This window comes from Mucilaginibacter antarcticus (assembly GCF_042686155.1).
Classification (GTDB): domain Bacteria; phylum Bacteroidota; class Bacteroidia; order Sphingobacteriales; family Sphingobacteriaceae; genus Mucilaginibacter; species Mucilaginibacter antarcticus.
This window is the reverse complement of record NZ_JBHUON010000004.1, coordinates 87,863-113,998: the sequence shown is the minus strand read 5'-3', so window position 1 is coordinate 113,998 and position 26,136 is coordinate 87,863. Positions and strand designations below refer to the sequence as shown.

The following is a 26,136-nucleotide window of genomic DNA, read 5'->3' as shown; positions in this document are numbered from 1 at the left end:
GAGTGCTGTGGCTGCAATTCATCTCAGTTGGAGTAGGCTTAAGCCGTTATTTTCAGCGATTCAAGGCCAAAATCCGTATTTTACAAGTATCTGATTATCATCTTTAAATACTAATATTATGTATGAAACTACTGACATAAAAGTTGTTGCAACTTTTAAAATCGCATATTTTATAAAGTTCTTAAAATCAGGTATTTGAGGTGAAATCTTGTTTCATTTTGTTTCACACGATTTTTGCAAATGCCTTATTTACAATTATTTAAGTCGTAATGTTGTTTCATCTGTTTCATTTGTGTCACACACGCGCGTGACACAAGCACCGCCTACTACTATTTAACCGTTGCATCAAAGGCGCTGTTCAAAATGACACCGTTGCGTTTGGCCTGTACCCATATACGGTACTTGCCGGGTTGGGGGAAGGTATAAGGGAAGCTGATTTGATGGGCTTTGTGGCCAGTATCCCCGGTGGCTTTATGTGGCATGTCGGCCATAAGCAACTCATTGCGTTCGGTCTCGCCCATGGCATCAAGCTTAGTCATGAAACGGTTAATGCTATCCGCAAAAGCGGTCGACGAAGGCAGGTATTTATCCCAGGCGGTATGCTGCGCCAAACGATCTAACATCGCTTTTTGCGAGCCCATAGAGAAGCTGCCCGGCGGGTGCAGGTGTATGTACACGCTGCCATCGTCTTTCAAAATAACGGCGTGGGCCATCATGCCCATGTACGGCTCTAGCAAAGCCGGCTTACGGTCGGGTCCAAGTATCTCAAATCTAAGTTGAGTCAACTCGCCGGCTTTCAGCTGGTCACCCGGGTTTTGCATCCACACGGCGGTCGAGCCGTCATTCAGTTTAGTCTCAATACCCGGCGAGCCACAGATAGCCGCGCCCGTACGGGTAGCTGTTTTGCTGTTGATAGGGTTGCTGATGTAGTAGGCGTCGTCACGGTCAGGCAGGAGGGTTGTAGCAAGCGTTGTCGACACCTTATCGGCAATCACCAATGTATCGACAATAGTTTCTGCAAAGCCACTCAGGCGGGTGATGTCAGCATAAACGAAGTACCTGCCTGCGGGCATATCAGGTACTTTAGCCACAAAGGTAACCGAGTCTACCCGGCGTGGGTGCAGGTGCGCAAACACATCGAGGTCGCCCGCCTTGATCAGGAATAGGTGCATGAGCTTGCCATGGTCCGGCACCACGTAATTCATCTTACGCGATACCGACATGCGCCAGTTTTGCGCGATGTTGGCTAACTGGTTGCCGTCAACAGAAAGCGTCAATACACCTGTTTGCGCATCAACCTTAGTTGTAGCCTGTATAGGCTGATACAGGTAACGGTTATAGTTATTGGCAGCAGCTGTCCACCAGCTCCATCCGCCCCAAAGTATCAGCATCAAGATCACCAGGCCGCTAAGGCCCCCAATAAAACGGCGAACACGTAAGGGCTTATCCATTTGCTGGCCGGGGCTAAGCTGGCTATCGCCGGTGCTGGCGCTGATGATGGTAACCATTAGGACCACCAAAAATACAGCCATAGCAAACAAACCCCAGCCCAAACCCGCAGGCATGCTCCGTTTGGCGGTAGACACCGCCATAACCGGTACAATTACGCTGGCTTTGCCTTTGGGGCCATTAACAATAACCTCGATACTTGAGGTACCCACGCTCATAAACCAGATCTTTACTTCATAAGCACCGGGTTGGGTTACGGAGGGCGTGGCTGCATCTGCTTGTGGCGTACCATCTGCACCAACCGACCAGTATACCGGCTTCGCGCTAATTTGCACGCCCTGCAAGGCATCCTCTAAAAAGACAGTGACTGCGGCCGTTCCGGGTATAACGTCGGGTGGTGTGATGTTTACCAGTAGTTTATAGGGGCCTGCATTACCTTCAAAAGTAACGCCGGGGCTGCCAACATGGGCGCGGCCTGTAGAGGCCGCTAATAGCAGTAATAAGCAAAGTATTAATTTCTTCATTGTAGCTTAACGTTTAACAGATCTCATCCAACGGCCCCAGCTTAAGCCTAACCATGACGATAAAAAGGCGAACATAATGGCATAACCCAAGCCTTGCCACAAGGCAACACCATGTGCAACGCTCTCCGGGCGGAAAGCATAACGAAAAGGGTAATCAGGATCAGCTCCAAAATACCAAGACGTTGTGCCAAAGAACCAATTACGTGCGTAGTCAGTAGTTAAAAACGTACCGAAGGGCCACTGCACAGTAACCAACACTACTATAAACACTATGCCTAACAGTAAGGCTTTTACAGCGCTGTTTAAGTTTTGCAGCCGATGGTTGATGAGGTCAATAGCCAAAGCCGGGAAGATAAGCAGCAGCGGGAAATGGAAACTTTGGTAATTGGTAATGTGATTTAACACCGGCCCCAGCTTAGGCTCGGCCGGGAAGATGGGTAGTATCCACACCATCATCGCCATAAAAATCGTGTAAACGGCGGCCATACCGGTAGCGCCCCATTTGCTGTTAGACGCTTTGGAAACTGCCACTAAAAATAGCGGAAACAATCCGCCCGCCACCTTGTAAAATAGCGTGTTGTGCATATCATGGCGGTGCAGATATTCAGACGCGATCGTAAATAGCATCACCAGTAGAAAGCCAGCGGACAGTATAAAGCACCAGCTAATAGCTTTCGCCGAATATTGATGTTGGATATTTTCCAGATTTTGCAGGGCAATTACGCTGATCATAGCGCCAAACTGAATGGTGACCATGCCCAATAGTAATACAGTATGCGGCGGCGAAAGGATCTGAACATCAAGCCCAAAGGTATTATGCCACCAATCATCGAAGGGGGCAGAGGTGATCATGGTAAAGGCTCCCCAAATACAAAACAGAGCGCCTAATGATCCGTAAAAGATATTCCAGAAATTAATGGAGCGTTGTTTTTCGTCGGTACTACCTGCAAAGCTGATGCGTAAAACGTAATAGCCCGAAAAGATACCTGAGGTTACAGCACCAATATACGTAGCCAGGTGAGGAGGCGAAAAAAGCCCGTCGCGCCCTATGCTGGTGTGCCAGGATATATCCCATATTAACCCAACAACAATGGCAAACGACGCAAATACTACCGCGTAAATGTAAAAGGGCAGCGACTGGCTAACGGTAGTGCCTACTTGCGTTTGCTTAGAAATTTGATTTTGCGTTAAGGTGATGGTACTCATTATTGGTATCAAATAGTTAGGAAAGTGACGACTACTAATATACGTATTCCATAGCTAACACTCAACGCCCGATATTGAGCAAATGGTTTTAATGGCTATCGGAATAGCGAAAACTGATAAATAAATAAACTAAAACGGATTGAGGATGTTAGACTATAAAACATACTACTATGAAAAATCCATTTGAAAAAAGAAATAACAACGTGGCCTTAATTGCATTAGGCATTACCGGGGCAGCAGCAGCAGCTGCCATTGCTTATCTATATTTAACTGATAACGGAAACAGCACCCGCGACAAGATATCAGACTCGGTTAGTAAAGAGGTGGATAAGCTGGCTAAAAGCTTTGGCTCCACTTTTAAAGACTTGGCGGCTAGTTTTATAAGCGAAAAAGCTAATCTGTCTAAAAGCGCGGCTAATGCTGTTGCCGACCATGTGGGGTAACAATAAGCACAAGAAAAAAGGGGATACGTTTTACACGTATCCCCTTTTTTGTTATAAAGTTACATTAAGCTGATTTCCAGATCTTAAAAACGTTTTCGTACGTTGAGTTTGTATCGCGCATGATAATGTTTACATGCTCATTGCGGACTGGAAAGTGTTGTTCGACAACCCGGTATATTTGCTGCAGGATATTACCCATACGCAGCTCGAAATCAGGCTGATTAAAACTGATCAAAACATGGTTATCCAGGGCGGCAACTGTACCCTGGTCGCCAATTTCTGTTTTAAGCAGGCGGATAACGTCGGCAGTTAAAGTCCGCACGGCTGGCACTGCAAGCGTAACGATCTCATTCATGGTTGTTATTTTTTAGGCTTTATAAATATAATGACAATGGCCTTTTGGTGCGTTGCTTGTTTTTGGTTCTGCAGTATCGTTTTCTTGAGCGTTTTTATGCAGGCGCTCAGCCTGCACCTTTGTAACAATTGTCGACGATATCCTCGTCAGGGTAGTAGTCATGATTTAAAGTGATTGTAAATAGTAAACAGTTGTTCATTGTAAAAGTTTACAAAAGGAACAAATTAACAGGTATATACAACCGTTAGGTAATCAAATGCAATAAATGGCCACAGCATATAAAAAGGCGCTGTAAATGTTGATCTTTAAAATTTTACCACTACTTTTATAACTATAAACCTATGAAAAATATCCAAGGCCCGGTCGCTTAGCCCCGCGCAATAAAAACTAAACATCATGAAGAAACACTTTGCTATTTTATGCTTCATTTGCTTGTTAAATTATGTACATACATATGCACAAGATAAAAATTCAAATTTTGGCGCTATTGTTTTACAACCTACTGTAGCTTATGTAAAAGCTACTGATGGCAACCGCCGTATACTGCGCATAGTATTTAAAGACGGCAAAAGTTTTAATGGCCTCACGGGCACCGTAAACTTTAACGGCCAAATAGAGAAAATAAACATCCCGGCTGATAATGCCGGTTTAGAGAGCTTTGAAATATCCTTACCCGGCGCACCTATAAAAATTAACACCCAAGCTAAGGTAGAAGTAAATGCCAATGGACAAACCTATACAGCTACCTGTATTGTAAGCCCCGCCCGTCCGGATTGGAAGGTATACGTGTTACCACACTCGCACGTGGATATTGGGTATACCAATGTGCAAGCAAAAGTTTTAAAGCTGCATATGGAAAATATTGATGAGTCGATAGAATTGGCCAAGAAGACGGTTGGTTACCCTAAGGAGGCACAGTTTAAATGGACGACCGAAGCCATATGGGTGGTTGAAAATTACCTGCAACAAGCCGACGCTGCTAAAAAACAACGCTTTTGGGATGCCGTTAAAAAAGGCTGGATAAGCCTTGATGGCGCTTACGGAAATACTAACACCAGCCTCACCGACTCCCGCCAATTAATGAAGATGTTTGCCGAAGGGCAGAAGCTGGCCAAACAGCAGGGCATTGAAATACACACCATGTTTCAGGGCGATGTACCCGGTGCTTCGTGGGGTTTAGCTGCACAAAGCGAGCAGACAGGTATCAAATACTTTTTATCCGGTCCCAATGCTTCGGACAGGATAGGCAAACTGGCGCAATGGCAGGATAAGCCGTTTTACTGGTTGTCACCGTCGGGCAAGCAGAAATTGCTGTTTTGGCAATGCCAGCCTTACTCTATTGGTTACGCTTTAAAGGGCACCAAGATCCCTAACTTTTTTACTATTGAGGACCCTAAGCCGTTTTACACAGGCAAGCCGACAGAGAATTTTCTGAACCCATACCTATTTGAATATTTAGGCGGACTGGAAGAAAAGGCTTTCCCCTATAACATGACGATACTGACCTGGGCCATGAGTGACAACGCGCCGATAGACCCGGAGTTGCCTGATGCAGTAAAGGCCTGGAACGATCGCTATGTGTCGCCAAAAATGATTGTTACGTCAACTAAACAATTCTTTGACGATTTTGAAACATCATACAAAAATGTGATACCAAGTTACAGGGGCGACTATACAGAGTACTGGACGGATGGCGTATCATCAGGCGCTAAAGAAACTGCTTTAAGCCGCACAACATCCGACCGAATAAAACAAGCCGAAGCCCTTTGGGCCATTAAAGGCAAGCCTGCTTTCCCGGTGGATAAGTTTAACGACGTCTGGAAGAATCTGTTATTATACAACGAGCACACTTGGGGCGCATTCAACAGCGTTAGCGCGCCCGAAGATCCAAAAGTAATTAGCCAGTGGAATATGAAGAAAGGCTACGTTTTACATGCAAAAGGACTTACCGACACTTTAACAAGCCAGGTCTTATCATCAGCGGCGGTAAAAATAAATGCGGTTGATGTTTATAATACACTGTCATGGCCACGCACGGATGTGGTGTATGTTTCTGCTGCGTTAAGCAAAGCCGGTGATATGGTAAAAGACGCATCAGGTAAAACTGTTCCGTCGCAACGTTTAAGCACTGGTGAGCTTGTTTTTGTAGCTGCAGATGTGCCTGCTTTTGGAAAGAAAACCTATGAGGTGGCGGCCGGAAAAGGGTCTGGTAAAGGTTTGTCAAAGTTTGTCAGCGGTAGTTTAACTAACGGCATTTACACCGTTGATGTTGATAATAAATCGGGTGATATTACCAAAATAACCAAGACGGCCAATGGCCGCAGCCTTACCGTGGTTGATACCATTGGTTTCAATAAATATACCTACATGCCGGGCGACTCGTTAGCCAAAATACAGAGTAGCGGTGCGGCAAGCATCAGCATAAAAGAAAATGGGCCGGTAGTTAGCAGTCTGTTAGTTAAATCGGCAGCCCCAGGCACCAACGGGTTAACTCGCGAAATACGATTGATTAATGGTATAGACAGGGTAGAGATCATTAACACTATCGACAAAAAAGCCATTCGCAGAAAAGAGAGCGTGCATTTTAGTTTTCCGTTTAAAGTACCCGGCGCACAGGTGCGTTATAGTATTCCATGGGGTAGTATAACGGCCGAGTCTGACCAGTTGCCTAACGCTAACCACAACTGGTATACCATGCAGCGCTGGGTTGATGTATCAAATGCTAATTTCGGAGTCACATGGTCAAGCCCGGATGCGCCTTTGTTTGAGATAGGTAAAATAACAACGGGTGGTTTATTAGGTAGCCTGCGCCTGTCGCCACTTTGGACAAGTTATACGCCGCAATCGTCGCAAATTTACTCGTGGGTAATGAATAATTTGTGGCACACCAATTTCAAGGCTGATCAGGATGGCGTGGCAACGTTTCATTATTACCTGCAGGCGCATGACAGTGGTTACGACAGTTTTAAGGCCAACCAGATTGGCTTAAACAACCATCAGCCCTTAATTGCCGGTGCTGCATCTACAGACGCAGATAAGCTGTTTTTCAAAGTTGACGGCTTCAACATATATGTTGAATCTATAAAACCAGCCGACGACGGTAACGGCGTAATCGTTCAACTGGTAAACGCTGGTGCAGACAACAGCCGTGTTAACATGAGCCCGCAAGGCGTGTCTGCCTTAAAATTGTGGGAAAGCAATTTGACCGAGGATAAGAAAACCCAGCTCAATAGCAATTTTGTTTTACCCGGCAAAGGGATTATGACGTTAAGGGTAGAGCAGTAGGGGGTTAACAGGATTAGCAGAATAACCTCGTCCTCATAGGATTAAACACCCCTGTCATTTCGTTCGAAATGACAGGGGTGTGCGTGGGATTCACTTACAATTTAATAACCTCTACCTTGTCTATCTTAGCCATAGCCCGGTAGGTGCGTAAACCGACATTGCCGCTTTTGTACTCGCCGTCGCTGGCAGCAATAGCCGGGGTGGTTTCGTTGTCAATATAAACCTCAAAACGGGTGCCTTTGGCTTTTACTTTAATGCGATAGGTTTGGTCAAGTTTAAATAAGGTACGGGTTACCGATGCTATCGGCATCCATTTATTGTCGCTTGATTTGCCAAACTCCAGAGTTTTATTAGTTGGGTTGATGCCTACGTAATAACCTTTATAGGCATCAGCGCCAATGGCAGCGTCGCTTACTCTGAATATTAAACCTGCATCGCCGGCACCGGTAGTGGTAATGTCAGCCGCGAAGGTAAAGTCATCAAATTTGGTATTGGTAGCTACAATTTTAGAACCGTAAGTGCCTGAAGATTTGTTCTCCAGTTCGCCGCAGTTAACAGCGTCGTCTTTATAAAACCAACGGCCGCCGTATATTACCCAACCCTCTGATGTGTTATTCGTAAAATCTTCGGTAAAACGATCTGTAATGTATTTAGGCGATCCAATAGTAGGGAAAATGCTTAAGCGGATATTTTGCGAGCCAAACGGCACCAGCTCAATATCTTCTGTTTTCTGTGTAGATGCAACCGGGCTGTGCGGTACCTCAAAGGCGGATGTCTGGCGATAATCAAGCGTCCATGCCGGTATCTGTTTTGCTTTGGCTTTTAAGGTTACCGGGCTTTGCTGGCCCTCAAACGGGTTAGCCGGCATAGCTGATTTAACCACAACAAACTGGTTAGCCAAAAGCGTATTGTTCAAAGTTAAGCCATAATTCCAGGCCGATGCCGGAACAATCTCTGTATCAACAAAACCGGCAACCTTATGCTCTTTTATGGTGGTAGCTGTTTGTTTAATTTTTAACGAGTAAACCAGCGGACCGCGTACTATGCTTACGGCGTTGTTAACCTGTTTTTCGATCTTGATCTGCATCGGGAAGTTTAGCGTCACTTTATCAGCGCTGCTCCATTTGCGGTTAATAGTGTAAAGCTGGCCCGGTTTAACACCTGCAACTGGTTTGCCATTTACTAACACCTTAGGGCTTGCGCACCATGCCGGGATTCTTAACACCAGCGGGAAGGTGGTTGCCGCGGGCAAGCTTAAGCTTAAATAAATATGCTCTTCAAAAGGATAGTTAGTGCTCTCTGTAATTTTAAGGGCGGTGCCTTTGGCTACAAAAGCACTAATTTCCATTGGGCCATAGGTGTTAATGGCTACGCCTCCTTCGGGTGTGGCAAGGGCGCTGTTTTTTACAAAGTATGGCCAGCCCATGTGCAAGTTGTAACGGCAGCAAGGGAAACCTGAGTAAGGACTCAACAATAAACCATTACCATAATCCTGGTAAAAACCATGCTGTCCATTGGCTGCTTTTATTTGGTTGGGTAGGGTATAGTAGGAGTGATTCTTTAAATCGCGGCTGTATTGGGCCGGCAGGGCGTTAAAAGCAACACGCTCCAGGTGGTCGCCAATGTTAGCATCATGGATGTTTCTTGACGCTGTTTCCAAACTTTGCATCCACTCAACAACAGTACAGGTCTCCACGCCTTCTACTGAGCTATTGCCAGACATATGCTCGGTGCCGGCAGCCAAACCTTCGGGCTGCCCATTATCATGCATCATGTGGGCAATGCCTTTTTGCATCGCGGTAGCGTAAACAGGCTCGGCGGCAAACTGTGCCACTACAGCCGGAAATTTCAGGGCCTGCGCAACGTTTACCATGTGGCGCGGCTGGTAATCATTACCATAATAATGAAATAGATTTTGGCTGAAAATATCCTGCCATTGGTATGCTTGCGTTTTTAGTTTGTTGGCTAACTCAAGCAAAAAAGATTCGCCGGTTTTGTTGTATACCCAAAGTACCAGCTCAATGTTGTCACCTGCGCGAGACCTGCCCCAACTGCTTAGGGGGTCAGTATCAAGGTTAGCCAATTCGTATTTAAAGTATTTTGAAAGGAAAGGAACTACACGTGCGTCATTAGTAGCCTCGTAATAGCTTTGCGCTGCGTACATAAAAGGCATTCTCGGCCACCAGTCTTTCATTTTTGGCGGGCCAAACAAGCCGTTTTCCTGTTGATGTTCTAAGGTATAGGTTATCCATTTACTGGCTTTAGCTTTTAACTCGGTATCATTTAAAGTATAAGCCAAAGCAGTCAGTCCTTTTACATAATACGGCACTTTTTCCCAGCCGTTGCCTGTACCACCCAGCCAGTCTGAGTTTGAACCCAAATCGTTATTGCCGGGGTAAAGTTCTTCGGCGTGGCCGGTAAAGCCCTCCTTTTGCAACTCTAACTGTTTAAGTAACCACCCTTTTGCTTTAATGCTTCCCAAAGGCAATTGCACGTATGCGCCGGGCTTTAAAGGTGCGCGGTTAAAATTATATTTAGAAGTGGTTTGCGCAAACGAATTGGCGCTGAGTAGTAACCCTGTTAAAATGGGGGTTAGTAGCTTGTAGGATCTCATATAATTGGTAAAAACTTTCAGATAACAAACTTAATAAAATATGTGTTGATTGCACTAATTGGTTGGTAGCATTTGATACGATAAGACAGATTTGTAGTGTAAAACAAATTGTATACCTTAACGTTAAGTTAATGTTAACTAACCGAAGGCTTCCTGCTGCCTTTATACCAATTTATATCTAATAAGTCTACCATGAATGCTTTCTATTATGTAGAACGTGCTACGCGCCGTTTTCAGATATTTTTGTTTTTGGCGACATTTGTCTCGTTGTCGGCTTGTAAAAAGAATGCGCAACAGCCGACGCCGGAAACAACGAAGGAGGTGCAGTCTCTCTCATTTAAAATGAGCAATAACCCGGGCTTGTTAACTGATCTTATTGGCGATATAAAAGGCGATACCATATTTGTAAACGCTTTCGCCGGCACTAATATTAAAGCTTTGGTAGCTGATTTTAGTATTAAAGGCCAAAAGGTTACTGTAAACGGCGAAACACAACAAAGCGGCGTTACTACGGTTAATTTTAGCGATATACTAACTTACACTGTAGTAGGCGAAGACGGCCGCATTAAAAACTACTTTATTAAATTTACCGACAACGGTATACCAGCCCTTTATGTAAATACCACAAACGGAGTGGCTGTAACCAGTAAAGAAGTTTATTTAACCGGTACTATAAAAACTGTAAGCAACTTTAATGTGTCTTCGGCCACGTTGGCGATGGAAGTAAAGGGGCACGGTAACTCAACCTGGGGCGATTTCGCTAAAAAACCTTACAAAATAAAGCTTGATAAAAAGACTAGTATACTTGGTATGCCGGCAACTAAAAGCTGGATATTACTTGCAAACGCGGCGGACAAGAGTTTAATTCGCAATGAGTTGGCATTAGCCTTAAGCCGCAGCATCGGCAGGCCACATACGGTAGACTCGCGCTATGTTGAACTTTTTTTAAATGGCGAGTATCGTGGTAGTTACCAGTTGGCGCAACAGGTTAAAGAAGGTATAGTGGGTATTGAAGATCAGAAATCGACATCGACTACGTTGCCGGACATTTCGGGCGGATATTTAATTGAGCAGGATCTTTTCCCAACAGCTGAGCCAGTATATTTTAGAACTGCCAAAAATATGCCCTTTGTGGTAAAATATCCTGATGAGGATGTAAATCAGCAACAAAAGGACTACATAAAAGCGCATTTCCAGAAAATTGAAGATGCCTTGTTTGCCACCACTTTTACCGACCCGGTAAATGGCTACCGCAAGTATTTTGATGTTGATGGTTACGTTGATTATTACCTTATCAACGAAGTTATTGGAAACCCTGATGTGTTTAGGAGTACTTATATGTACAAAAAGCGTAATGACGACAAGGTGTATATAGGCCCAATATGGGATTTTGATAAAGCCGCCAACAACGATAACCGCCTTGGCGACCAGGTAAACGGGTTAATGCTGACATCGGCCTTTGAGCCTAAGATCTGGATAAAACGTATGATGCAAGATCCAAACTTCCGCCAAAAAATAAGAAGCCGGTGGAACGAGTTGAAACCAAAGATAATGGCAGTGCCAGGGGCTATAGTCCCATTGGCTAAAAAGCTGGCTTACTCGCAGGTTTACAATTTCACTATGTGGGATATCCTAAAAAAGAAATCGTACCTGGAGCTGCAGGTAAACGGATCATACGACGGAGAAATCCAATACCTGAAAACATTCATGACTAACCATATTACCTGGCTTGACAGTAAATTTAACAGTGCCGAGTATCAATAGATAAATATTATCTTAGGTGATTAAGATAAATAGGTTAATGACAAACGAAATGTACCCATGTTTATGGTTTGATGGGCAGGCCAAGGCAGCAGCAGATTATTATTGTTCGATATTTAAAAACTCAAAGATCCTTTCGGAAAACCCGGTAGTGGTGATGTTTGAATTAAATGATAATAAGTTTATGGGGCTAAACGGCGGCCCGCAATACCAATTTACCCCGGCTACATCATTTGTGGTAGAATGTGATACGCAGGAAGAAATTGACCGCTACTGGGAACAACTGGGCAAAGACGGCCGGTACGACCGGTGCGGCTGGTTGAGCGATAAGTTTGGCGTATCATGGCAGATTGTACCAACGGCATTAAAAAGTTTAATGTCAGAACCCGGCAAAGCACAGCGTGTTATGGCTGCATTGATGAAGATGACCAAGCTGGATATAAAAGCTCTAAGCGAAGCCTAATGACCATTGCCGAAGTATTAAAGCAGTTAGAAGCCGCAGGCTCTGAAAAAATGCGTCTTCACAACAAGAAGTACGGGGCCGGCGATAATCAGTTTGGCGTAAAGATGGGGGATATCCGCAACATCGCTAACAAAATAAAAACGGATCACGAGTTGGGTTTAGCCCTTTGGGAAACGGGTAATATCGACGCGCGTTTTCTTGCCGCGTTAATTATCAATCCAAAACAATTGTCAATTGGCGAGGTAGACAGCATCGTTTGCACAAACCGTTTTGCGCATGTAGCTGACTGGCTGTCGAGCTATGTGATAAAAGAACATCCTGACAAAGAGGAGTTGCGTGAGCGTTGGATGAAATCTGAGGACGCCATGGCCGCCCGCGCCGGTTGGAGCCTTACCGCAGGCCGTGTAACCCGCAACCACGAAGGTATTGATATCACCGCATTGCTTGACCGTATTGAAAAAGAGATGCCCATCGCCCCAACAGAAACGCAGTGGACTATGAACACCACGTTGGCCCAAATAGGCATCAATCATCCGCAATTCCGCGAGCGTGCCTTGGCTATTGGCGAAAGACTAGGAGTCTTTCGTGACTATCCTACATCTAAGGGCTGCACATCGCCCTTTGCCCCGATTTGGATCAATGAGATGGTGAAAAGGCAGGGGTAAGGCAGATCGAAATAAATATATTACAGATAAAGATGAACCATTCGGTTCCAGCTACGTGCGGAGTGCGCGTAGCCACCCCAGATATGAAACTCATGTTGCATGCCTTTCCAGCCTAATGTTTCGCTAAAGGCATAATTATCATCAAAGAAAGGGTCTGTTTGCCCTATCACTAATACTATCTTAATCTTTCGGATCTCGGCAAGCAATTCCTCGTCCTCCAAATTGGTCATGTACTGGCGCGGCATGTTTAAATAGACTATTTCGCTACGATAGCCGTCAAGCAGATCTTTAAAATGAGTGACCGGCTGGGTGAGGTCGTATCTGCCACTCATGCACACGATTTTATTAAATAATTGAGGAGATCTTAAAGCGATATTGGCAGCATGGTAAGCGCCCATACTGCATCCGGCTGCTTCAATCTCAATACTATCGTTTTTGGTTTTAATAAAGGGTAGTACTTCTTGTAATATATATCGCTCATATTGCAAATGCCTTTCCATGCGGCCTTGCGGTTCTGCCCAGTTATTATAAAAAGTTTCTTCGTCTATGCTGTCAACACAAAACAACTGTATTTCGCCGGCGTTGATACGGTCTGACAATGCATAAACTGTCCCCCAGTTTTCATAGTCATAAAATCGCCCCACGCGCGGTGGAAAGAAAAGAACTGCCTGACCTGCGTGGCCAAAAATAAGCAGTTCCATGTCTCTGTTTAATTGTGGGCTACACCATTTGTAGTATTCTCTATTCATTGTGCTGCAAATTTGGCAGAAATATTAAGGATGTATGTTAACTATTAATCAACGAATGATTAATTATATGGTGATAGCGTTTTTAATCAGGTTAGTCCATAATTGATAACCTTTCTCACTTAGATGCAGGCCATCGCCCACAAAATATTTCCTGTCGGGCCAACCGTCGGCGTTAAGCATCGCGTCGTAAACATTTATCCAATGCCAGTTTGGGTGGTTGTCGGTAATATCGGCGGCTATAATTTTGTTGGTGTAATGAAACTGATTAATGATACCCCACCGGGTAACACTGGGCTTAAGTGATATGAAATAGCAGGGTAAGGCGCCAAATCGTGCCATAACGTTGGCAGCAAATTGTTGAAAAAAAATGAAAATCTCTTCGGGATGCCTGCCGTCGCCAAGGTCATTGTCACCGGCGTAGACTACCAAGCGTTTTGGTTGATAACCATCCATCACCCTATCAAAAAACCAAGTACAGGCCGCAAGGCTCGAGCCGCCAAAACCCAGATTGATTGGTTTCAGATCATTCAAATCTTCGACGAGTGTGGACCACAAACGGATTGAAGAGCTGCCATAAAACAAGGTTTCAGGTTCGATGCTAAGTTCCGTTCGGAGCTTTTCCAGTCGTTTTATATCATCTTCGTACCAAAACATAATTCAGAGGGTTATCTGCTTTCAAACCTAATTTAAATGATTTTAAAAGCAAATGTTTTTGAAGTTATTATTTCGCCTAACGTATCTGATTATTTTAGTGCGATAAAAATATCAACCGTGGGATTTACTGGGTCTTGAGAGCGCTGGGTATAAACCTCAAAATCAGAAGTATAACTCCTTGAAATGTTTAAACTCCAGATCCTGGTCCACTCATAATAAACCGCGCCCTCCAATAAATCACCCTCGGCAATAAATTTTTGATAGCTGGTTTCGCCTATCGCGTGGCCTACCATGCCCTCTGGTATTTGACTTAAATCGGCAACTTTGCAGCCTATTATAGCAGTATAAGGTAGGGTGTGGTCCTTTTCGTAGTCTGTATAAATACAATAAATGGTATCATCAACTTTGTTAGGAATTTTGGACAATATGCCCTCGCTCATAAACTTTCCCCAAAGTGAAGGTATGTCTATAGCCATTTGGCTATTTTGGTTCGTGGTGCGTACGGCAACGCCAATAACGTTAAATGCTGCAATTTGTTGACTAGCCATAATGCAAGGTCCAGATATTTATTTGCGGCGAAGATAGTATAAAAATTGCCATCAAAACCCCCGTCTCAACAGGTAAGCTAACGGGGATTTTGGTTTTAAACGCCCAAGAGCGTCTTCAGTTTATTCATCAGCGCCTCGGCTCTCAGGTCAATTGCTATGATCTTTCCTGTAGGGTCTATCAGGTAAGTGGTTGGATACGAGTTAATATCCTCATAACCTTTAATTTGAGTGGCGCTCTTCCCCATAATAATGTTTGGCCAGTTTACATTATGCAGTTTAAGTAACCGGGCTGTCGCGTTAGGGCTGCGCTCGTCTACAATACCTATGATCTCGAAGTTTTTGTTTTTATACAAGTTGTAAACTTTTTTAATGTTCGGAAACTCTTCAATGCAGGGAATGCACGTGGTGCTCCAAATATCAATGAAAACATATTTACCCTTTAATTTGGCCAGCGACACTGCAGCATTCAACTTTGCAGCGTTGGCGTTTACATCAATGCCCTTTATCTCCGGTGCTTTAAAGCCGGTTTGCCTTGAAACCACCCCATCTGTATTGCGGGGTTTACTTTTGATATAGGTTCTGTTCACGGTATTGTCTGACCTGAATCCTTCGATGTCATCGCCAATTAAAGTTAACTCGTTCCCATTGTCCGCAACGGATGATAAGCCGAAGGTGTCATCGCCAATTTTGACAAACTGTCCGTTTTTTACAGATTTTGATTTACCCAAACCTGTAAAATAAGGCCTGTCTGGCACTATGGTATAAAAAGGTTCGTATGAGCGGGGCTGACTAATAGCTATGTATTTTTTACCCTTGTAATCAAACTTCAAATAATTAAACTCAGGGAAAGAGAAGCTGACCGCGAACTTTTTATCGTAAACAGCCGCCTGGGCAGTGATCTTTTTTGTGCCGCCTTTTACCTGCCCTTTATACATATAGGTAATATCCGCAGTTTGTGATGAATTCACCATCAATTCTTCGTCCATTATGCGGCTTAATACCGGCGACGTTTTATCGTCGGAAAAGTCGCCATTGTTATTAGCATCCACCATGTAAACAGGTTGCTTATTGCTATTAAACCCTGCTATAACAGCGATGTAGCATAACAACGGCTTGCGTGATAGTTTAATGGTATCGGCCAGTTCATATTTAAGGTGGCCCATTTTTTTGATCATAAACTCCTTCGAGTATATGCCGGCCACATAGTTTTGAAAGAAAAACTGTGGATCGTTTACAATGTATAGATACTCAACCAAACTATCCAAAGCCGGTTTATTTTTCATTTGTGGGTAGGCCTTATATTCCTCGCGATAAAATGGGTCTTTACTGTTTTTCAACATATCGGTGTTGGCTATAACGCTGTTGCTAAAGCCGCTGGGGCCAATACCAGCCACGGTTTCAAGGTGAAAGGTTATAGAGCTGGTTTTATTTGGCGCCGCATTAGCTAACTGATTGGTTTTAGCAACATCTTTACCGGCTTTTATTGTTTGAGCATAGGTGCATACATGGAATGCGAGCAACGTTATGACAAGGGTAGGTGTTTTTAGCATACGTTAATAGGTGTGATGGTTTGTGCTATAAATTTATTAATTTATTCAGCCTTATCAAGCACCCAACCTTAACAATAAAAAATAAATATGCTCATAATTAATACGTTACATTTTTTTTAAAAAAAGATTGTGAAATATACAGGGAAATGCTACTTTTGCACACTCCAAACCGGAAAACACTCCTGAGTAGCTCAGCTGGTTAGAGCATCTGACTGTTAATCAGAGGGTCCCTGGTTCGAGTCCAGGCTCAGGAGCAGCTCTTAGAGCCTTTAAGTTCAAACTTAAAGGCTCTTTTTGTTTGCAAGTGTTTTTAATTAGTTACTAAGCTTACTAAGTGTTTGCTAACTTGAATTGCTAAATGACCCACAATTTGTTGTCAAATGGCAACACCCAATCGATGGTAAGTTTGCAATTACTAATAAACCATTACAACGCCCGACACTTTTTTTAATTGTGAAGTCAGGAAACAGCTAGATCAACATTAGTTGCTACGGTTGCCTTATGCAGTTGGCATCATAGTTGCTTTCTACTTCGAAACTAAAAACATGGGCATATTAAAATACGCAATACTAGGGGCAGCAGTTGCATTTGGTATTAAACAACTAACTAAGAAAAGGGAAGACGGATCATCAGTACTTGATGACTTGACAGAGCAATCGCCTGAATTAATAGACAAAGTTAAAGGCTTTGCCAACCAAGCGATGGACCAATTATCAGGTTATGGAAAACAACCAACCTCTTAAATTTTTTAACCCTTAACAAAAAAACGCCAGGCTACTAGTCTGGCGTTTTTTGTTAAGGATAGTCCTTATCAGTAGCGAAGGTGTCCTATGTCCGCTTAGCCATTTGTTTTAGGGACATTTTTTCTCTATAGCGATGTCAGGTTTAACGTTGACGTAATTCGCCGTAAAGCAAATTTTGCTACCTGAAAATATCCAATGATTTTTGAATACTATCAGGAGTAACGCTTTCATCGTTGGGATCATTTGCTTTGTGCGCAAATTTTCGAAGTAATCCCGGCAATGATGCCGATATTGCCCCTGTAACCGCGGGTGACAGGCCAAATTTGCTCCCTAAACTACCTACAAGGCCGCCCTCAATGGCAGTAATGACTGGGTTACCAGAAGATAGGCCGCTTACAAGAGAACCAAGCAAGCCACCTACGCCTCCTTGTGCCTGAGCTTCGTTTTTTAAACCACTGTTTATATGGCTTGCAATTTCTTCATGTACTTCGTCTTTTTGAGCTGCAGGTAGTGCCGAATCAACTTGTTGGTTGCTGCCAATATGGTCTTTGACCAATTTTAATATTTCTTCAAACATATTATTGTTGGGTTAAATATTGACTATAAGCATATCCTTCTACACCACTTTCTGTCCGTACAAGCGACCATTGCTCATTAGCACGGCTAATGACAGCAACAATTTCACCATGCGCAGCTTTACCAGCTATGGGTTGATCAGTGCCGGGCCCCTTGCGAATGTTTAAGTTTGATGTTTCAGTGGTTACCGTTGCTTTGGTACCCGGCGCGGCCGAGGCATCTATGTTCAGGATAAGGTCTCCTGCGCGATAGTCTGGATCAATTTTGTTATAGATATCCCAAAGAGCGTCCTTCAAAGTGCCGCTTGAGGTAGACCCATCTATATATAATACATTCCCTTGCTCTCTAACTTGTAAGTTGGCTATCCCGCCAGCCTTGGCAGCAGCTACCAATTCTCCATATTTTTCTTGTAGTGCCATATTATTGAGTAATGGTTAGATTGTTGTTGATTTTCTTTGGGTGTAGCGTGTTTAACGACATCATAAGTTGCTGTAATCTCTCACGGGTGATACTCCCGCTCAGGGTAATCTCGCCGTCTTTTACGTCCGCAGTTACGCCAGGGAAGTCCTTGGTGGCATCTTTAGTGTTTTTAGTTAGTTCGTCATCAGGAGCAATTTCAACGGGCGCAGAATTGACGGTGGTGTCTCTTGCCACAGAATCAGCCGCCTGGTTTTCGGCAGATTTACTTTTGCAGGCCGGAAACTGTGTCCCCGCTAGCAGCAAAGATGCATACAGTAGTGGTGTTATAAGTTTTCTTTTCATTGATATAGATTTTCTTTAGAAGAAACTATATTAACTGAATTATGTTTTAAGAAAAACTCAATGATAAGCCAAAGGGTGACGGCCAAGTTAGCCTGATGTATCGGTTCGATTCGTAATTCATATATGGAATCTGCAAAACAAAATCAGCGTAATAGAAAGCGCTCAAAAGCAATACTATCACCTTTAAACGCATCGAAATCAACTGTATGATTTATTCCATTAACTCTTGCCCGGTCTGAATGTTGCCAAAACCACCAATTTGTTCCTTTACCTGCATTTAGATCTTCGCGATGATAATGCGCTATCCACAAAGGATATGTTTTAAAGTAGCCGGATAAGTAATCTTTGTAAAAGCTCAAGCCCGTGTAAATTATTGGCTTAACACCTGTCTTGTCTTCAACCTTGTTTAGAAATGTTGTTAATTCTTTACGCATTCTTTCGGGAGAAGTACCGTCAAGCTGTTCAATATCTACCACAGGGGGTAAGTCACCTGGTTCAAGGTTTACATTTTGCAGGAAGAACCGGGCCTGCCATAATCCATTTTTATTTGCGCGAAAGAAATGATAAGGACCGCAAACAATCCCAACCTTAGGAGCTTCCCTCCAATTACGTTTAAAATAGGGGTCAACAGTAAGCAGGCCCTCGGTAGCCTTAATAAATGCAAAACTAACATGTACACTATCCTCTTTCATCTTTGCTACTTTTTGCCAATCTATTTTTCCTTGAGCGTATGATACATCGATGCCATGAATCAAATACTTTGCCGGTATCGAGATGTCAAAGCTCTTGTAAGTTCTGTAATTTGGGTTTTCTCCAATACCTCCAATCCATTGCCAGGTCGCGCTAAACATTTTTAATACATAGCCGTAATAAAATGGGGATAGTAATACTATCAGTACACCAATTCCAAATAGCTTCCAATTAAGTTTAGCTCTGTTTGTTGGTTTGCTATTTCTAGAGGGTTTGCGGTTTGGCGTTGAAGGTTTTCTTTTGGATGTTGGTCGTTTGGCGGTCACGAAGCGAAATTAATAACTCTTGGATATATAAGGAGGGTAGTTTAGATGATTTCTATGTTTAATTAGTGCTTCTACCAACGGGAGATTAGCAATTGTTTATCCATGCCTCCGCATCCTTAATTTCGGTAAAGAACTGAACTGTTACGGTACCTTGCATTATGTCTACGCTTTTTTTGGCTGATAACTGACTAAACGCACTCTGTGAAAACACCCACGCAAAGTATATTAATCCCGCATTTTCCATCATCGGGAACCATACTGTTCCTGCCCAATCAGCAGCATCAGACCATGTACCCAATACATGTCTGTTATCATTTAATACCTTTGTGCAATTATTTTTAGCAAGTTTATCCAGCATCATCATTCCGCCGTGTTGTACCGAGCTAAAGGTTTGGTACCCCGTCCAGTCTACATCCAGCCTCTCTAATGCAGCGTTATACTGTATAGTTATCCTGTCGTCCTTATAATATTTGTCAGTATCGGCAACAGCAGCGTTTATGCTTTCTGATGCTAACGGCAGGCGGAAATTAAATACCGAACCTTTGCCCAATTTACTGTCTATCCAGAAGCTGCCATTGTGCCGTTTCAAAATTTCTGATGATATAAATAAACCTAACCCAAGACCTTCAAAACGCATAGCCGTATTATCAACCCGGTAATACCGGTCAAACAGCTTATCAAGGCTATCTTCGGCAATGCCGATGCCAAAATCCTGAACGGATAGCACGATGCTGTCATCCTCTATTTTGAAGTTGACCAGAACCTTGTTTCCACCAGGTGAATACTTAACCGCATTATTTAAAAAATTATTAATTACTTGTTCCAGCCGGAACCTATCCCCTGTATAGGTGATATCAACTGCTGACTCTAAGATAATACGGTGTACCGGCGACGCCTGTTGGACACTCTCTATGCTCTCAATCAGCATTTGCTTAAAATCAAATGGCTGCAGATCGTAATTCATTTTACCGGCGTTTATCTTGGTCACATCGAGCAGGTCATTTATCAAACGCTCCAATCGTTCTATATGTTGAGCTGATTTTAAAACAAAGGCCTCCTGCTTTACCGGGTCGGCCGTTCTTTTCATCAATTGGTTAAATGCTTTAATACTGGTCAACGGAGTCTTTAGTTCATGACTGGCGATAGATAGAAACTCGTCTTTCTTTTGTTCATTATTTTTTTGCAGGTCAATATTTGTATTTGTTCCCAGCCACAGTTTAATCTCATTATTTTCAATTAAGGGCAGGGCACGTGCCAGGTGCCAATAATATTGGGAGTCTTTAAATTTCAGGCGAAACTCTGCCTGGTACTCTTTACCAGATGCCAGGGAGTATTGCCATGCCTTTATGGCAAGCGGTAAATCGTCATGATGAATAAACGCTTGCCAACCGTCGCCTACTACTTCTTCGCCACTTCTCCCAAATTCGCGACTAACATTATGATTCACATAATTAAGCGCTCCGTCTGGCGAGGCTGTCCATACTTGCTGGGGTATTGCGTCCAACGTAAAGCGAAGCCGCTGCTCATTCTCCTGCAGTTCTTTCCTGGCCTTTACACGCTCTGTCACATCCTGGCAAAGAACCATTGTCCCCGTAGTAGCGCCGTCTGCTTCGCGATACGGCTGGTACACCAGATCTAAAAACCCTTCTATTTTGAGGTTATCAGCAGAGACGGCATAAGGAATTTCGTATAAAGAAAGTGGTTCGCCGGATTGCCTTACCTGGTCAATAATCGGTTTAAAATCTTTTTCTGCCTCGGGTATAACATCAAATAATCTTTTATGATAAAGTTCGGCAGCGGTGCGGCCAATGAGTCTGGCGTAGGCGTCGTTAACAATGATCACCTCGATCTCTTCGCCAGTAACCACAATAATCCCTATTGAGGCTTCGCGCACCAGGTTTTGAAAGCGCGTGTCACTCACTTCCAGCATGGCAAAATTGAATTCTAAAGTCTTCTGCGCTGACCCCAACTCCTCAATAATGGATGTAAGTTCCTCATTAGCTGCGGCCATTTCCTCGTTCACAGCGCTTAATTCTTCGGTCAGTTGCTGTTCACGCTGCCGTGCCAGTGTCCGCTCTGTTACGTTTTCCGCCAACACTAATATGCTGTTCACTGTACCATACTGATCGGCGAGTGGTGTATAAGAAAAATCCATATAAACACGGACGTCAGTGCCATCACGAATAAGTTGCACCGGTGCGTCATAGCTAAAGTAAGGAAATCCTGATGTATATACATCATCGAGTATTTGCGGAAATGCCTGTTCTTTTAGTTCAGGGAGAATATCAAACAGCGGTTTACCTACTGCATTTTCTTTACGGCCCCATAAGTTCAGCATATATGCATTGGCCATTTCTAATTTCATCTCTCTTCCAGAGAGGATGGCCAAACCTGCAGGAACCTTGCTTACAACCGATGCCAGGCGCAGTTCATGTTTGTCACTAGCATTTTTGGCCTCGGTTAATTCTGTGGTCCGCTCGGCCACCCCTGCTTCAAGGCTATAATTTAACTGTTGTAAGTTCTCCTGAGATGAACTTAGTTCTTCGTTCAATGCTAACAGTTCTTCATTTGAAGTTGCAAGCTCTTCATTCACATTAGCAAGGTCGCGCTGAAAAAGCATCTTTTGGGTAGTCTCAAAACATACGACCAAAATTCCGGCGGCTGTGCCGTCGGTTTCTCTTATGACATTATAGCTAAAAGTCCAAAATACATTATCAAGCTTCCCTTGTCTGTAAATCGGGATGAGTTGATCTTCCAAGTAGACAGGCTTGCCGGTATCTAGTACAAGCTGCAACAGTGGGTTAATCGTGGGCCATATTTCAGGCCAGCATTCAGCACCGTTTTGTCCCAATGCTTTAGGATGTTTGCTATTGGTGTCCGTACCAAGAATACGTAAGTACGCATCGTTATAAAACTGTATTTTGTCCTCGCCCCACCAGATAAACATTGGAAAGCTGGAATCTAATATTTGGTTTACCTGAACTAATAATGGTTTAGGCCAAGTGGCTATAGGCCCCAGTGTTGTAGCGTGCCATTTGTACTGACGCACCAAATCTGCCATTATACCTTGCGCATAAATTGGAATAGAAGAATCTGGGCGTTCTATAAACATTGTTATAATACAAAAAATTCAACTTAAAGTTTATGGCCTGTCTTAAATATTGTTTTATTCACGCTGATAGTTAATTAAGGCACATGGATATCTAAATGACCACAATTTGTAGTCAATAACAAACCTCAGGATGGTTCTTGATTCAAGAGAAGTCAAATTAAATTGTAAATACCTAAGCAGGCGATTAGTTTCACAAAAAACATTTTTTTACTATTTTTGATCATCTATGAAATCACTTACGCACAAAGACATCCGGCGGGTATACAATTTAAATAGCATGGCTGTTATAGGTATCGATATCCGCGGGGTGATCATGTACGCTAACAATGCTGTCGTAAAATTCCTACACGCGGAAGACAGACAGCTGCTAGGCCAGTCCGTATTCAATTTTTTTTATGACGCATTTGGCGAAGAACCCAATCAAAAATTACTATCACTTGAAGCATTTAGCGACCAGGAATTTTCGCTGAATACTTTTCCGGAGCGGAAGCAAAACGTGCTGGTCAGCTCGCATGTACACAGCGATGAGCAAGGAGAGGCTCAAATTTATTTGTTTATCCAGGACATCTCTACGCTGAAAAAAAAGGAAAGTTTATTTGCCTATTTAAACAAATCGGTAGAAGAGCTTGCGAAAGCCCGTGATACCGCTACTGCGTTAGAACAGATAGCACAATACATAGTTCCGCGATTTGCTAATTGGTTTACCATCGAACTGCTAAAAGGTGATCACCTTGAACTTTTGTTATTAAAACACGAGGACCCTGAGAAAATAAAATGGGCGTTGGAATATCGCAACCATTTTCCCACGGATCTGAGTAGTGATACAGGTACTGCACGGGTGCTAAAGACGGGCGAGCCCAGTTTTGTACCGATTGTATCCGAAGCGATAATTACCAATAGCATTAGTGACCCGGTTCAACTCAAAGCATTGCAGCAAATCAACATAAAGTCGGCCATTACGGTGCCATTGGGTGGCCACGATAAGATCTCTGGGGTGGTCACTTTTGTCTCTGCAGAAGCAGATCGGTATTTCGATGAGGCAGACCTGGTTTTCGCGCGCAATTTTGCCATTCACATCGGGTTGGCGCTTGAAAACGCTAGCTTGAACGAAGCAGCCCGCGAAGAACTGGAGCGTAAAAAGGAAAGTGAAGCGCAATTTCGTTTCCTGACAAATGCCATTCCGCACAAACTTTGGACTTCTGGCCCTGACGGCAGGGCCACCTACTATAACCAGGGCTGGTATGATTATACAGGCATCACCGACTTTGAAACATTAAGGGAGCAAATATGGCACATACTCCACCCCGATGATCGCGGGGTAGCTGCTGTACAATGGCCCCTGGCATTACAGCGGGGCGAAGGCATGGAAGTGGAAGGCCGCTTCCGTCGCCATGACGGCATGTATCGCTGGCACTTGAGCCGATTCGCCGCTCATAAAAACGAATTCGGAGAAATTGTTCTTTGGGTAGGCACGAGCACAGATATTCATGAACAAAAGATCGCCGGCCTGGAATCGGCCGAAGCAAGCCAAGAATTAGCTGCGACCAATGAAGAATTAGCTGCGACCAATGAAGAATTAGCTGCAGTAAATGAAGAACAAACCGTAACCAATGAAGAGTTAACGGAAACTCAGGACCAGCTGCGCGCGACCATTGAGGAACTCGAAACAGCTTACGAGCAGGTGCGGCTATCAAAACAGGCCGCCCAACTAGGCACATTCGATCTTGACCTATTGAGGGGCACTATGGAATGGGACGAACGCTGCCGGTCACTGTTCGGGATTAACCACCAAAGTGTAGTCACTTACGAAAATGATTTTGTACCAGGCCTGCATCCGGATGACCGTGATAGGGTTTTGAAAGTTATTGCAAACGCGATGGTGAAAGCAATCAGCAATGGCGATTACGATATAGAATACCGTACTGTGGGCGTAGCTGACGAACAAATACGATGGGTGCGCGCGAAAGGTAAGGTCTATTTTAATGAAGAAGAAAGCCCGGTGCGTTTTATAGGTTCTGTACTTGATGTTACCGAACAGAAGCTGAACGAAACTCGGTTAAAAGAAAGCGCGGAACGCCAAGCCAGGCTGGCCGCTATTGTTAGCACTTCTGATGACACTATAGTTAGCAAGACCTTACAGGGCATAGTCACCAGTTGGAACGCTGCGGCGCAACGCATGTTTGGCTACACAGAAGAAGAAATATTGGGTAAACATATTTCGCTAATTATTCCGCCAGAGCGATTAAAGGAAGAAGAAGTGATCATCAGCGAGATCAGTAACGGGGGCCGAATAGACCACTTTGAGACCGTGCGTGTTGCTAAGGACGGGAGTGAGGTGCATGTCTCTCTTTCCGTGTCACCGGTTAAGGATAGCAAGGGGAATATCATCGGCGCCTCTAAGATCGCCCGCGATATTTCAAAGCAGAAGGATTTTGAAGAAAAGCTACAGCGTTATACCCGCAATGTGGAGATATTGAACACCGTAGGGAAGTTAGTGGCAGAAAGCCTTGACATTGAGTCGATATTACAAAGGGTAACGGATGCAACCACACAAATAACGGGTGCCGCTTTTGGCGCCTTTTTCTACAACCAGCTTGACGAACGGGGAGAATCATATATGCTCTATACTTTATCAGGCGCTCCCAGGGAGGCGTTTGAAAAGTTTGGTACGCCCCGTAACACAGCAATTTTTCACCCAACTTTTAGCGGCGAAGAGATTGTACGGTCAGCGGATATCACTAAAGACCCACGTTATGGGCACAACCATCCACACCACGGCATGCCCGAAAGTCACTTGCCGGTTGTTAGCTACCTGGCAATCCCGGTCATCTCCAAATCCGGCGATGTGATTGGGGGGCTTTTTTACGGACACCCCGAGGCAGACAAATTTACGGAAGAACATGAAAAATTGGTGGCTGGTATTGCCAGCCAAGCTAGTGTAGCGTTAGATAATGCTAAGCTATATGAGCAGATACACAACCTAAATGCTAAAAAAGATGAATTTATAGGGCTGGCAAGTCATGAACTTAAAACACCCATTACCAGCTTAAGCGGCTTTTTGCAAATCATCAACCTAAGAATGCCGGAAAGTGATATAAACAAATCCTTTGTCGAAAAAGCGTTAAAACAAACCGGCAGGCTATCCGCGCTGATAAGCGACTTGCTGGATGTGACCAAAATCGAGTCCGGCCAATTGCCGCTCACTTATACCTCATTTGATCTGGTTAGCTTGGTGCGAGACCTTATTGAACAAATGCAGTATACTACCCGATCACACCATATAGCTTTCCACAGTGAGGTTGGTTCATTCGTTTTAGCGGCCGACCGTCAGCGTTTAGAGCAGGTGGTAATCAACCTGTTGAGTAATGCCATCAAATATTCGCCGAAGGCAGATCTGGTCAAGGTATCCGTTACAGGAAACGCCGAAGGCGCTATTATAAAGATACAAGATTTTGGAATGGGCATTGCGCCAGAACAACAGGGCCGCATATTTTCTCGGTTCTACCGCGTAGAGGAGGTAGACGAGCATATATCGGGGCTTGGTATTGGTTTGTATATTAGTAAAGAGATTATTAGCCGACACAATGGCCAGTTAAGGGTAGAAAGCGAGAAAGGAAAAGGCTCCGTGTTTACGATAGAACTGCCGGTTTAACTACGCTCA

The 26,136-nt window shown here is 43.9% G+C and carries 21 protein-coding genes and 1 tRNA gene; 8 read left to right on the top strand and 14 right to left on the bottom strand.

Annotation, left to right across the window (positions count from 1 at the left end; translation table 11 throughout):
• Window positions 1-329 precede the first annotated feature (329 nt).
• Entirely contained in the window at window positions 330-1,973 is a 1,644-nt protein-coding gene (locus ACFSYC_RS05340) for a hypothetical protein (protein ID WP_377124301.1), read from the bottom strand.
• 6 nt (window positions 1,974-1,979) lie between these two features.
• Window positions 1,980-3,179 (bottom strand): hypothetical protein, encoded by a 1,200-nt coding sequence (locus ACFSYC_RS05335; RefSeq protein WP_377124299.1) that lies wholly within the window; start codon window positions 3,177-3,179, stop codon window positions 1,980-1,982.
• Between the two features lie 170 nt (window positions 3,180-3,349).
• Here ACFSYC_RS05335 and ACFSYC_RS05330 point away from each other — a divergent pair, with 170 nt between their 5' ends.
• Window positions 3,350-3,622, top strand: a complete 273-nt coding sequence (locus tag ACFSYC_RS05330; RefSeq protein WP_377124297.1) for a hypothetical protein — start codon at window positions 3,350-3,352, stop codon at window positions 3,620-3,622.
• 64 nt (window positions 3,623-3,686) lie between these two features.
• Here the strand turns inward: ACFSYC_RS05330 and ACFSYC_RS05325 are convergent, their stop codons facing one another.
• Both ACFSYC_RS05325 and ACFSYC_RS05320 read right to left on the bottom strand, forming a co-directional pair.
• Complete coding sequence (locus ACFSYC_RS05325; protein ID WP_377124295.1) at window positions 3,687-3,977, bottom strand: hypothetical protein; 291 nt, start codon at window positions 3,975-3,977, stop codon at window positions 3,687-3,689.
• A gap of 12 nt (window positions 3,978-3,989) precedes the next feature.
• A complete protein-coding gene (locus ACFSYC_RS05320; protein WP_377124293.1) occupies window positions 3,990-4,139 on the bottom strand; it encodes a hypothetical protein in 150 nt (49 codons plus the stop codon).
• A gap of 234 nt (window positions 4,140-4,373) precedes the next feature.
• Here ACFSYC_RS05320 and ACFSYC_RS05315 point away from each other — a divergent pair, with 234 nt between their 5' ends.
• Window positions 4,374-7,262, top strand: coding sequence for a glycoside hydrolase family 38 N-terminal domain-containing protein (locus ACFSYC_RS05315; RefSeq protein WP_377124291.1), 2,889 nt, complete (start codon window positions 4,374-4,376; stop codon window positions 7,260-7,262).
• Window positions 7,263-7,356: 94 nt separating this feature from the next.
• Here ACFSYC_RS05315 and ACFSYC_RS05310 read toward each other — a convergent pair whose 3' ends face one another.
• Window positions 7,357-9,876 carry a beta-L-arabinofuranosidase domain-containing protein gene (locus ACFSYC_RS05310; RefSeq protein ID WP_377124289.1) on the bottom strand — a complete coding sequence of 840 codons (2,520 nt, stop codon included), beginning with the start codon at window positions 9,874-9,876 and terminating at the stop codon, window positions 7,357-7,359.
• 192 nt (window positions 9,877-10,068) lie between these two features.
• Between ACFSYC_RS05310 and ACFSYC_RS05305 the strand changes: the two genes are divergently transcribed.
• Genes ACFSYC_RS05305 through ACFSYC_RS05295 form a run of 3 tightly spaced genes read left to right on the top strand, consistent with a single transcriptional unit; the run spans window position 10,069 to window position 12,765 of the window.
• Window positions 10,069-11,640: a CotH kinase family protein gene (locus ACFSYC_RS05305; RefSeq protein ID WP_377124287.1), complete on the top strand. Its 1,572-nt coding sequence runs from the start codon at window positions 10,069-10,071 to the stop codon at window positions 11,638-11,640.
• A gap of 37 nt (window positions 11,641-11,677) precedes the next feature.
• The gene (locus ACFSYC_RS05300) at window positions 11,678-12,100 is read left to right on the top strand and encodes a VOC family protein (RefSeq protein WP_377124285.1); all 423 of its coding nucleotides are present in this window, start codon (window positions 11,678-11,680) and stop codon (window positions 12,098-12,100) included.
• Window positions 12,100-12,765, top strand: coding sequence for a DNA alkylation repair protein (locus ACFSYC_RS05295; RefSeq protein WP_377124283.1), 666 nt, complete (start codon window positions 12,100-12,102; stop codon window positions 12,763-12,765). Before ACFSYC_RS05300 ends, ACFSYC_RS05295 begins: the two co-directional genes overlap by 1 nt.
• Before the next feature lie 20 nt (window positions 12,766-12,785).
• On the opposite strand, the gene ACFSYC_RS05290 is transcribed toward ACFSYC_RS05295, so the two are convergent.
• From ACFSYC_RS05290 to ACFSYC_RS05275, 4 genes are all read right to left on the bottom strand, one after another.
• Entirely contained in the window at window positions 12,786-13,466 is a 681-nt protein-coding gene (locus ACFSYC_RS05290; protein ID WP_377124281.1) for an esterase family protein, read from the bottom strand.
• Window positions 13,467-13,577: 111 nt separating this feature from the next.
• Complete coding sequence (locus ACFSYC_RS05285; RefSeq protein WP_377124279.1) at window positions 13,578-14,168, bottom strand: GDSL-type esterase/lipase family protein; 591 nt, start codon at window positions 14,166-14,168, stop codon at window positions 13,578-13,580.
• 89 nt (window positions 14,169-14,257) lie between these two features.
• Window positions 14,258-14,716: a GyrI-like domain-containing protein gene (locus tag ACFSYC_RS05280; protein ID WP_377124277.1), complete on the bottom strand. Its 459-nt coding sequence runs from the start codon at window positions 14,714-14,716 to the stop codon at window positions 14,258-14,260.
• 95 nt (window positions 14,717-14,811) lie between these two features.
• A complete protein-coding gene (locus tag ACFSYC_RS05275; protein ID WP_377124275.1) occupies window positions 14,812-16,266 on the bottom strand; it encodes a TlpA family protein disulfide reductase in 1,455 nt (484 codons plus the stop codon).
• 180 nt (window positions 16,267-16,446) lie between these two features.
• On the opposite strand from ACFSYC_RS05275, the gene ACFSYC_RS05270 reads away from it, so the two are divergent.
• Together ACFSYC_RS05270 and ACFSYC_RS05265 are read left to right on the top strand one after the other, a co-directional pair.
• Window positions 16,447-16,520: transfer RNA gene (locus tag ACFSYC_RS05270), tRNA-Asn, on the top strand.
• Between the two features lie 291 nt (window positions 16,521-16,811).
• Window positions 16,812-17,009 (top strand): YtxH domain-containing protein, encoded by a 198-nt coding sequence (locus ACFSYC_RS05265; protein WP_377124273.1) that lies wholly within the window; start codon window positions 16,812-16,814, stop codon window positions 17,007-17,009.
• A 178-nt stretch (window positions 17,010-17,187) separates the two neighbouring features.
• On the opposite strand, the gene ACFSYC_RS05260 is transcribed toward ACFSYC_RS05265, so the two are convergent.
• The 5 genes from ACFSYC_RS05260 to ACFSYC_RS05240 all read right to left on the bottom strand — a co-directional run bounded on the left by ACFSYC_RS05260 (window position 17,188) and on the right by ACFSYC_RS05240 (window position 22,475).
• Window positions 17,188-17,586 (bottom strand): hypothetical protein, encoded by a 399-nt coding sequence (locus ACFSYC_RS05260; RefSeq protein WP_377124271.1) that lies wholly within the window; start codon window positions 17,584-17,586, stop codon window positions 17,188-17,190.
• Between the two features lies 1 nt (window position 17,587).
• A complete protein-coding gene (locus tag ACFSYC_RS05255) occupies window positions 17,588-18,004 on the bottom strand; it encodes an SH3 domain-containing protein (protein WP_377124269.1) in 417 nt (138 codons plus the stop codon).
• A 1-nt stretch (window position 18,005) separates the two neighbouring features.
• On the bottom strand, window positions 18,006-18,347 hold the full coding sequence (locus ACFSYC_RS05250) for a hypothetical protein (RefSeq protein WP_377124267.1): 342 nt from the start codon (window positions 18,345-18,347) through the stop codon (window positions 18,006-18,008).
• A gap of 143 nt (window positions 18,348-18,490) precedes the next feature.
• Window positions 18,491-19,363 carry a glycoside hydrolase family 25 protein gene (locus ACFSYC_RS05245; RefSeq protein ID WP_377124265.1) on the bottom strand — a complete coding sequence of 291 codons (873 nt, stop codon included), beginning with the start codon at window positions 19,361-19,363 and terminating at the stop codon, window positions 18,491-18,493.
• Window positions 19,364-19,448: 85 nt separating this feature from the next.
• Window positions 19,449-22,475: a PAS domain-containing protein gene (locus ACFSYC_RS05240; RefSeq protein WP_377124263.1), complete on the bottom strand. Its 3,027-nt coding sequence runs from the start codon at window positions 22,473-22,475 to the stop codon at window positions 19,449-19,451.
• 226 nt (window positions 22,476-22,701) lie between these two features.
• Here ACFSYC_RS05240 and ACFSYC_RS05235 point away from each other — a divergent pair, with 226 nt between their 5' ends.
• On the top strand, window positions 22,702-26,127 hold the full coding sequence (locus tag ACFSYC_RS05235; protein ID WP_377124261.1) for a PAS domain S-box protein: 3,426 nt from the start codon (window positions 22,702-22,704) through the stop codon (window positions 26,125-26,127).
• Window positions 26,128-26,136 lie beyond the last annotated feature (9 nt).

Coding starts and splice junctions, on each gene's coding strand:
- ACFSYC_RS05315 (WP_377124291.1), top strand. CDS start 4,374: ATGAAGAAACACTTTGCTATTTTATGCTTCATTTGCTTGTTAAATTAT.
- ACFSYC_RS05310 (WP_377124289.1), bottom strand. CDS start 9,876: ATGAGATCCTACAAGCTACTAACCCCCATTTTAACAGGGTTACTACTC.
- ACFSYC_RS05300 (WP_377124285.1), top strand. CDS start 11,678: ATGACAAACGAAATGTACCCATGTTTATGGTTTGATGGGCAGGCCAAG.
- ACFSYC_RS05250 (WP_377124267.1), bottom strand. CDS start 18,347: ATGAAAAGAAAACTTATAACACCACTACTGTATGCATCTTTGCTGCTA.
- ACFSYC_RS05320 (WP_377124293.1), bottom strand. CDS start 4,139: ATGACTACTACCCTGACGAGGATATCGTCGACAATTGTTACAAAGGTG.
- ACFSYC_RS05265 (WP_377124273.1), top strand. CDS start 16,812: ATGGGCATATTAAAATACGCAATACTAGGGGCAGCAGTTGCATTTGGT.
- ACFSYC_RS05295 (WP_377124283.1), top strand. CDS start 12,100: ATGACCATTGCCGAAGTATTAAAGCAGTTAGAAGCCGCAGGCTCTGAA.
- ACFSYC_RS05280 (WP_377124277.1), bottom strand. CDS start 14,716: ATGGCTAGTCAACAAATTGCAGCATTTAACGTTATTGGCGTTGCCGTA.
- ACFSYC_RS05340 (WP_377124301.1), bottom strand. CDS start 1,973: ATGAAGAAATTAATACTTTGCTTATTACTGCTATTAGCGGCCTCTACA.
- ACFSYC_RS05290 (WP_377124281.1), bottom strand. CDS start 13,466: ATGGAACTGCTTATTTTTGGCCACGCAGGTCAGGCAGTTCTTTTCTTT.
- ACFSYC_RS05260 (WP_377124271.1), bottom strand. CDS start 17,586: ATGTTTGAAGAAATATTAAAATTGGTCAAAGACCATATTGGCAGCAAC.
- ACFSYC_RS05305 (WP_377124287.1), top strand. CDS start 10,069: ATGAATGCTTTCTATTATGTAGAACGTGCTACGCGCCGTTTTCAGATA.
- ACFSYC_RS05335 (WP_377124299.1), bottom strand. CDS start 3,179: ATGAGTACCATCACCTTAACGCAAAATCAAATTTCTAAGCAAACGCAA.
- ACFSYC_RS05325 (WP_377124295.1), bottom strand. CDS start 3,977: ATGAATGAGATCGTTACGCTTGCAGTGCCAGCCGTGCGGACTTTAACT.
- ACFSYC_RS05240 (WP_377124263.1), bottom strand. CDS start 22,475: ATGTTTATAGAACGCCCAGATTCTTCTATTCCAATTTATGCGCAAGGT.
- ACFSYC_RS05330 (WP_377124297.1), top strand. CDS start 3,350: ATGAAAAATCCATTTGAAAAAAGAAATAACAACGTGGCCTTAATTGCA.
- ACFSYC_RS05235 (WP_377124261.1), top strand. CDS start 22,702: ATGAAATCACTTACGCACAAAGACATCCGGCGGGTATACAATTTAAAT.
- ACFSYC_RS05285 (WP_377124279.1), bottom strand. CDS start 14,168: ATGTTTTGGTACGAAGATGATATAAAACGACTGGAAAAGCTCCGAACG.
- ACFSYC_RS05275 (WP_377124275.1), bottom strand. CDS start 16,266: ATGCTAAAAACACCTACCCTTGTCATAACGTTGCTCGCATTCCATGTA.
- ACFSYC_RS05255 (WP_377124269.1), bottom strand. CDS start 18,004: ATGGCACTACAAGAAAAATATGGAGAATTGGTAGCTGCTGCCAAGGCT.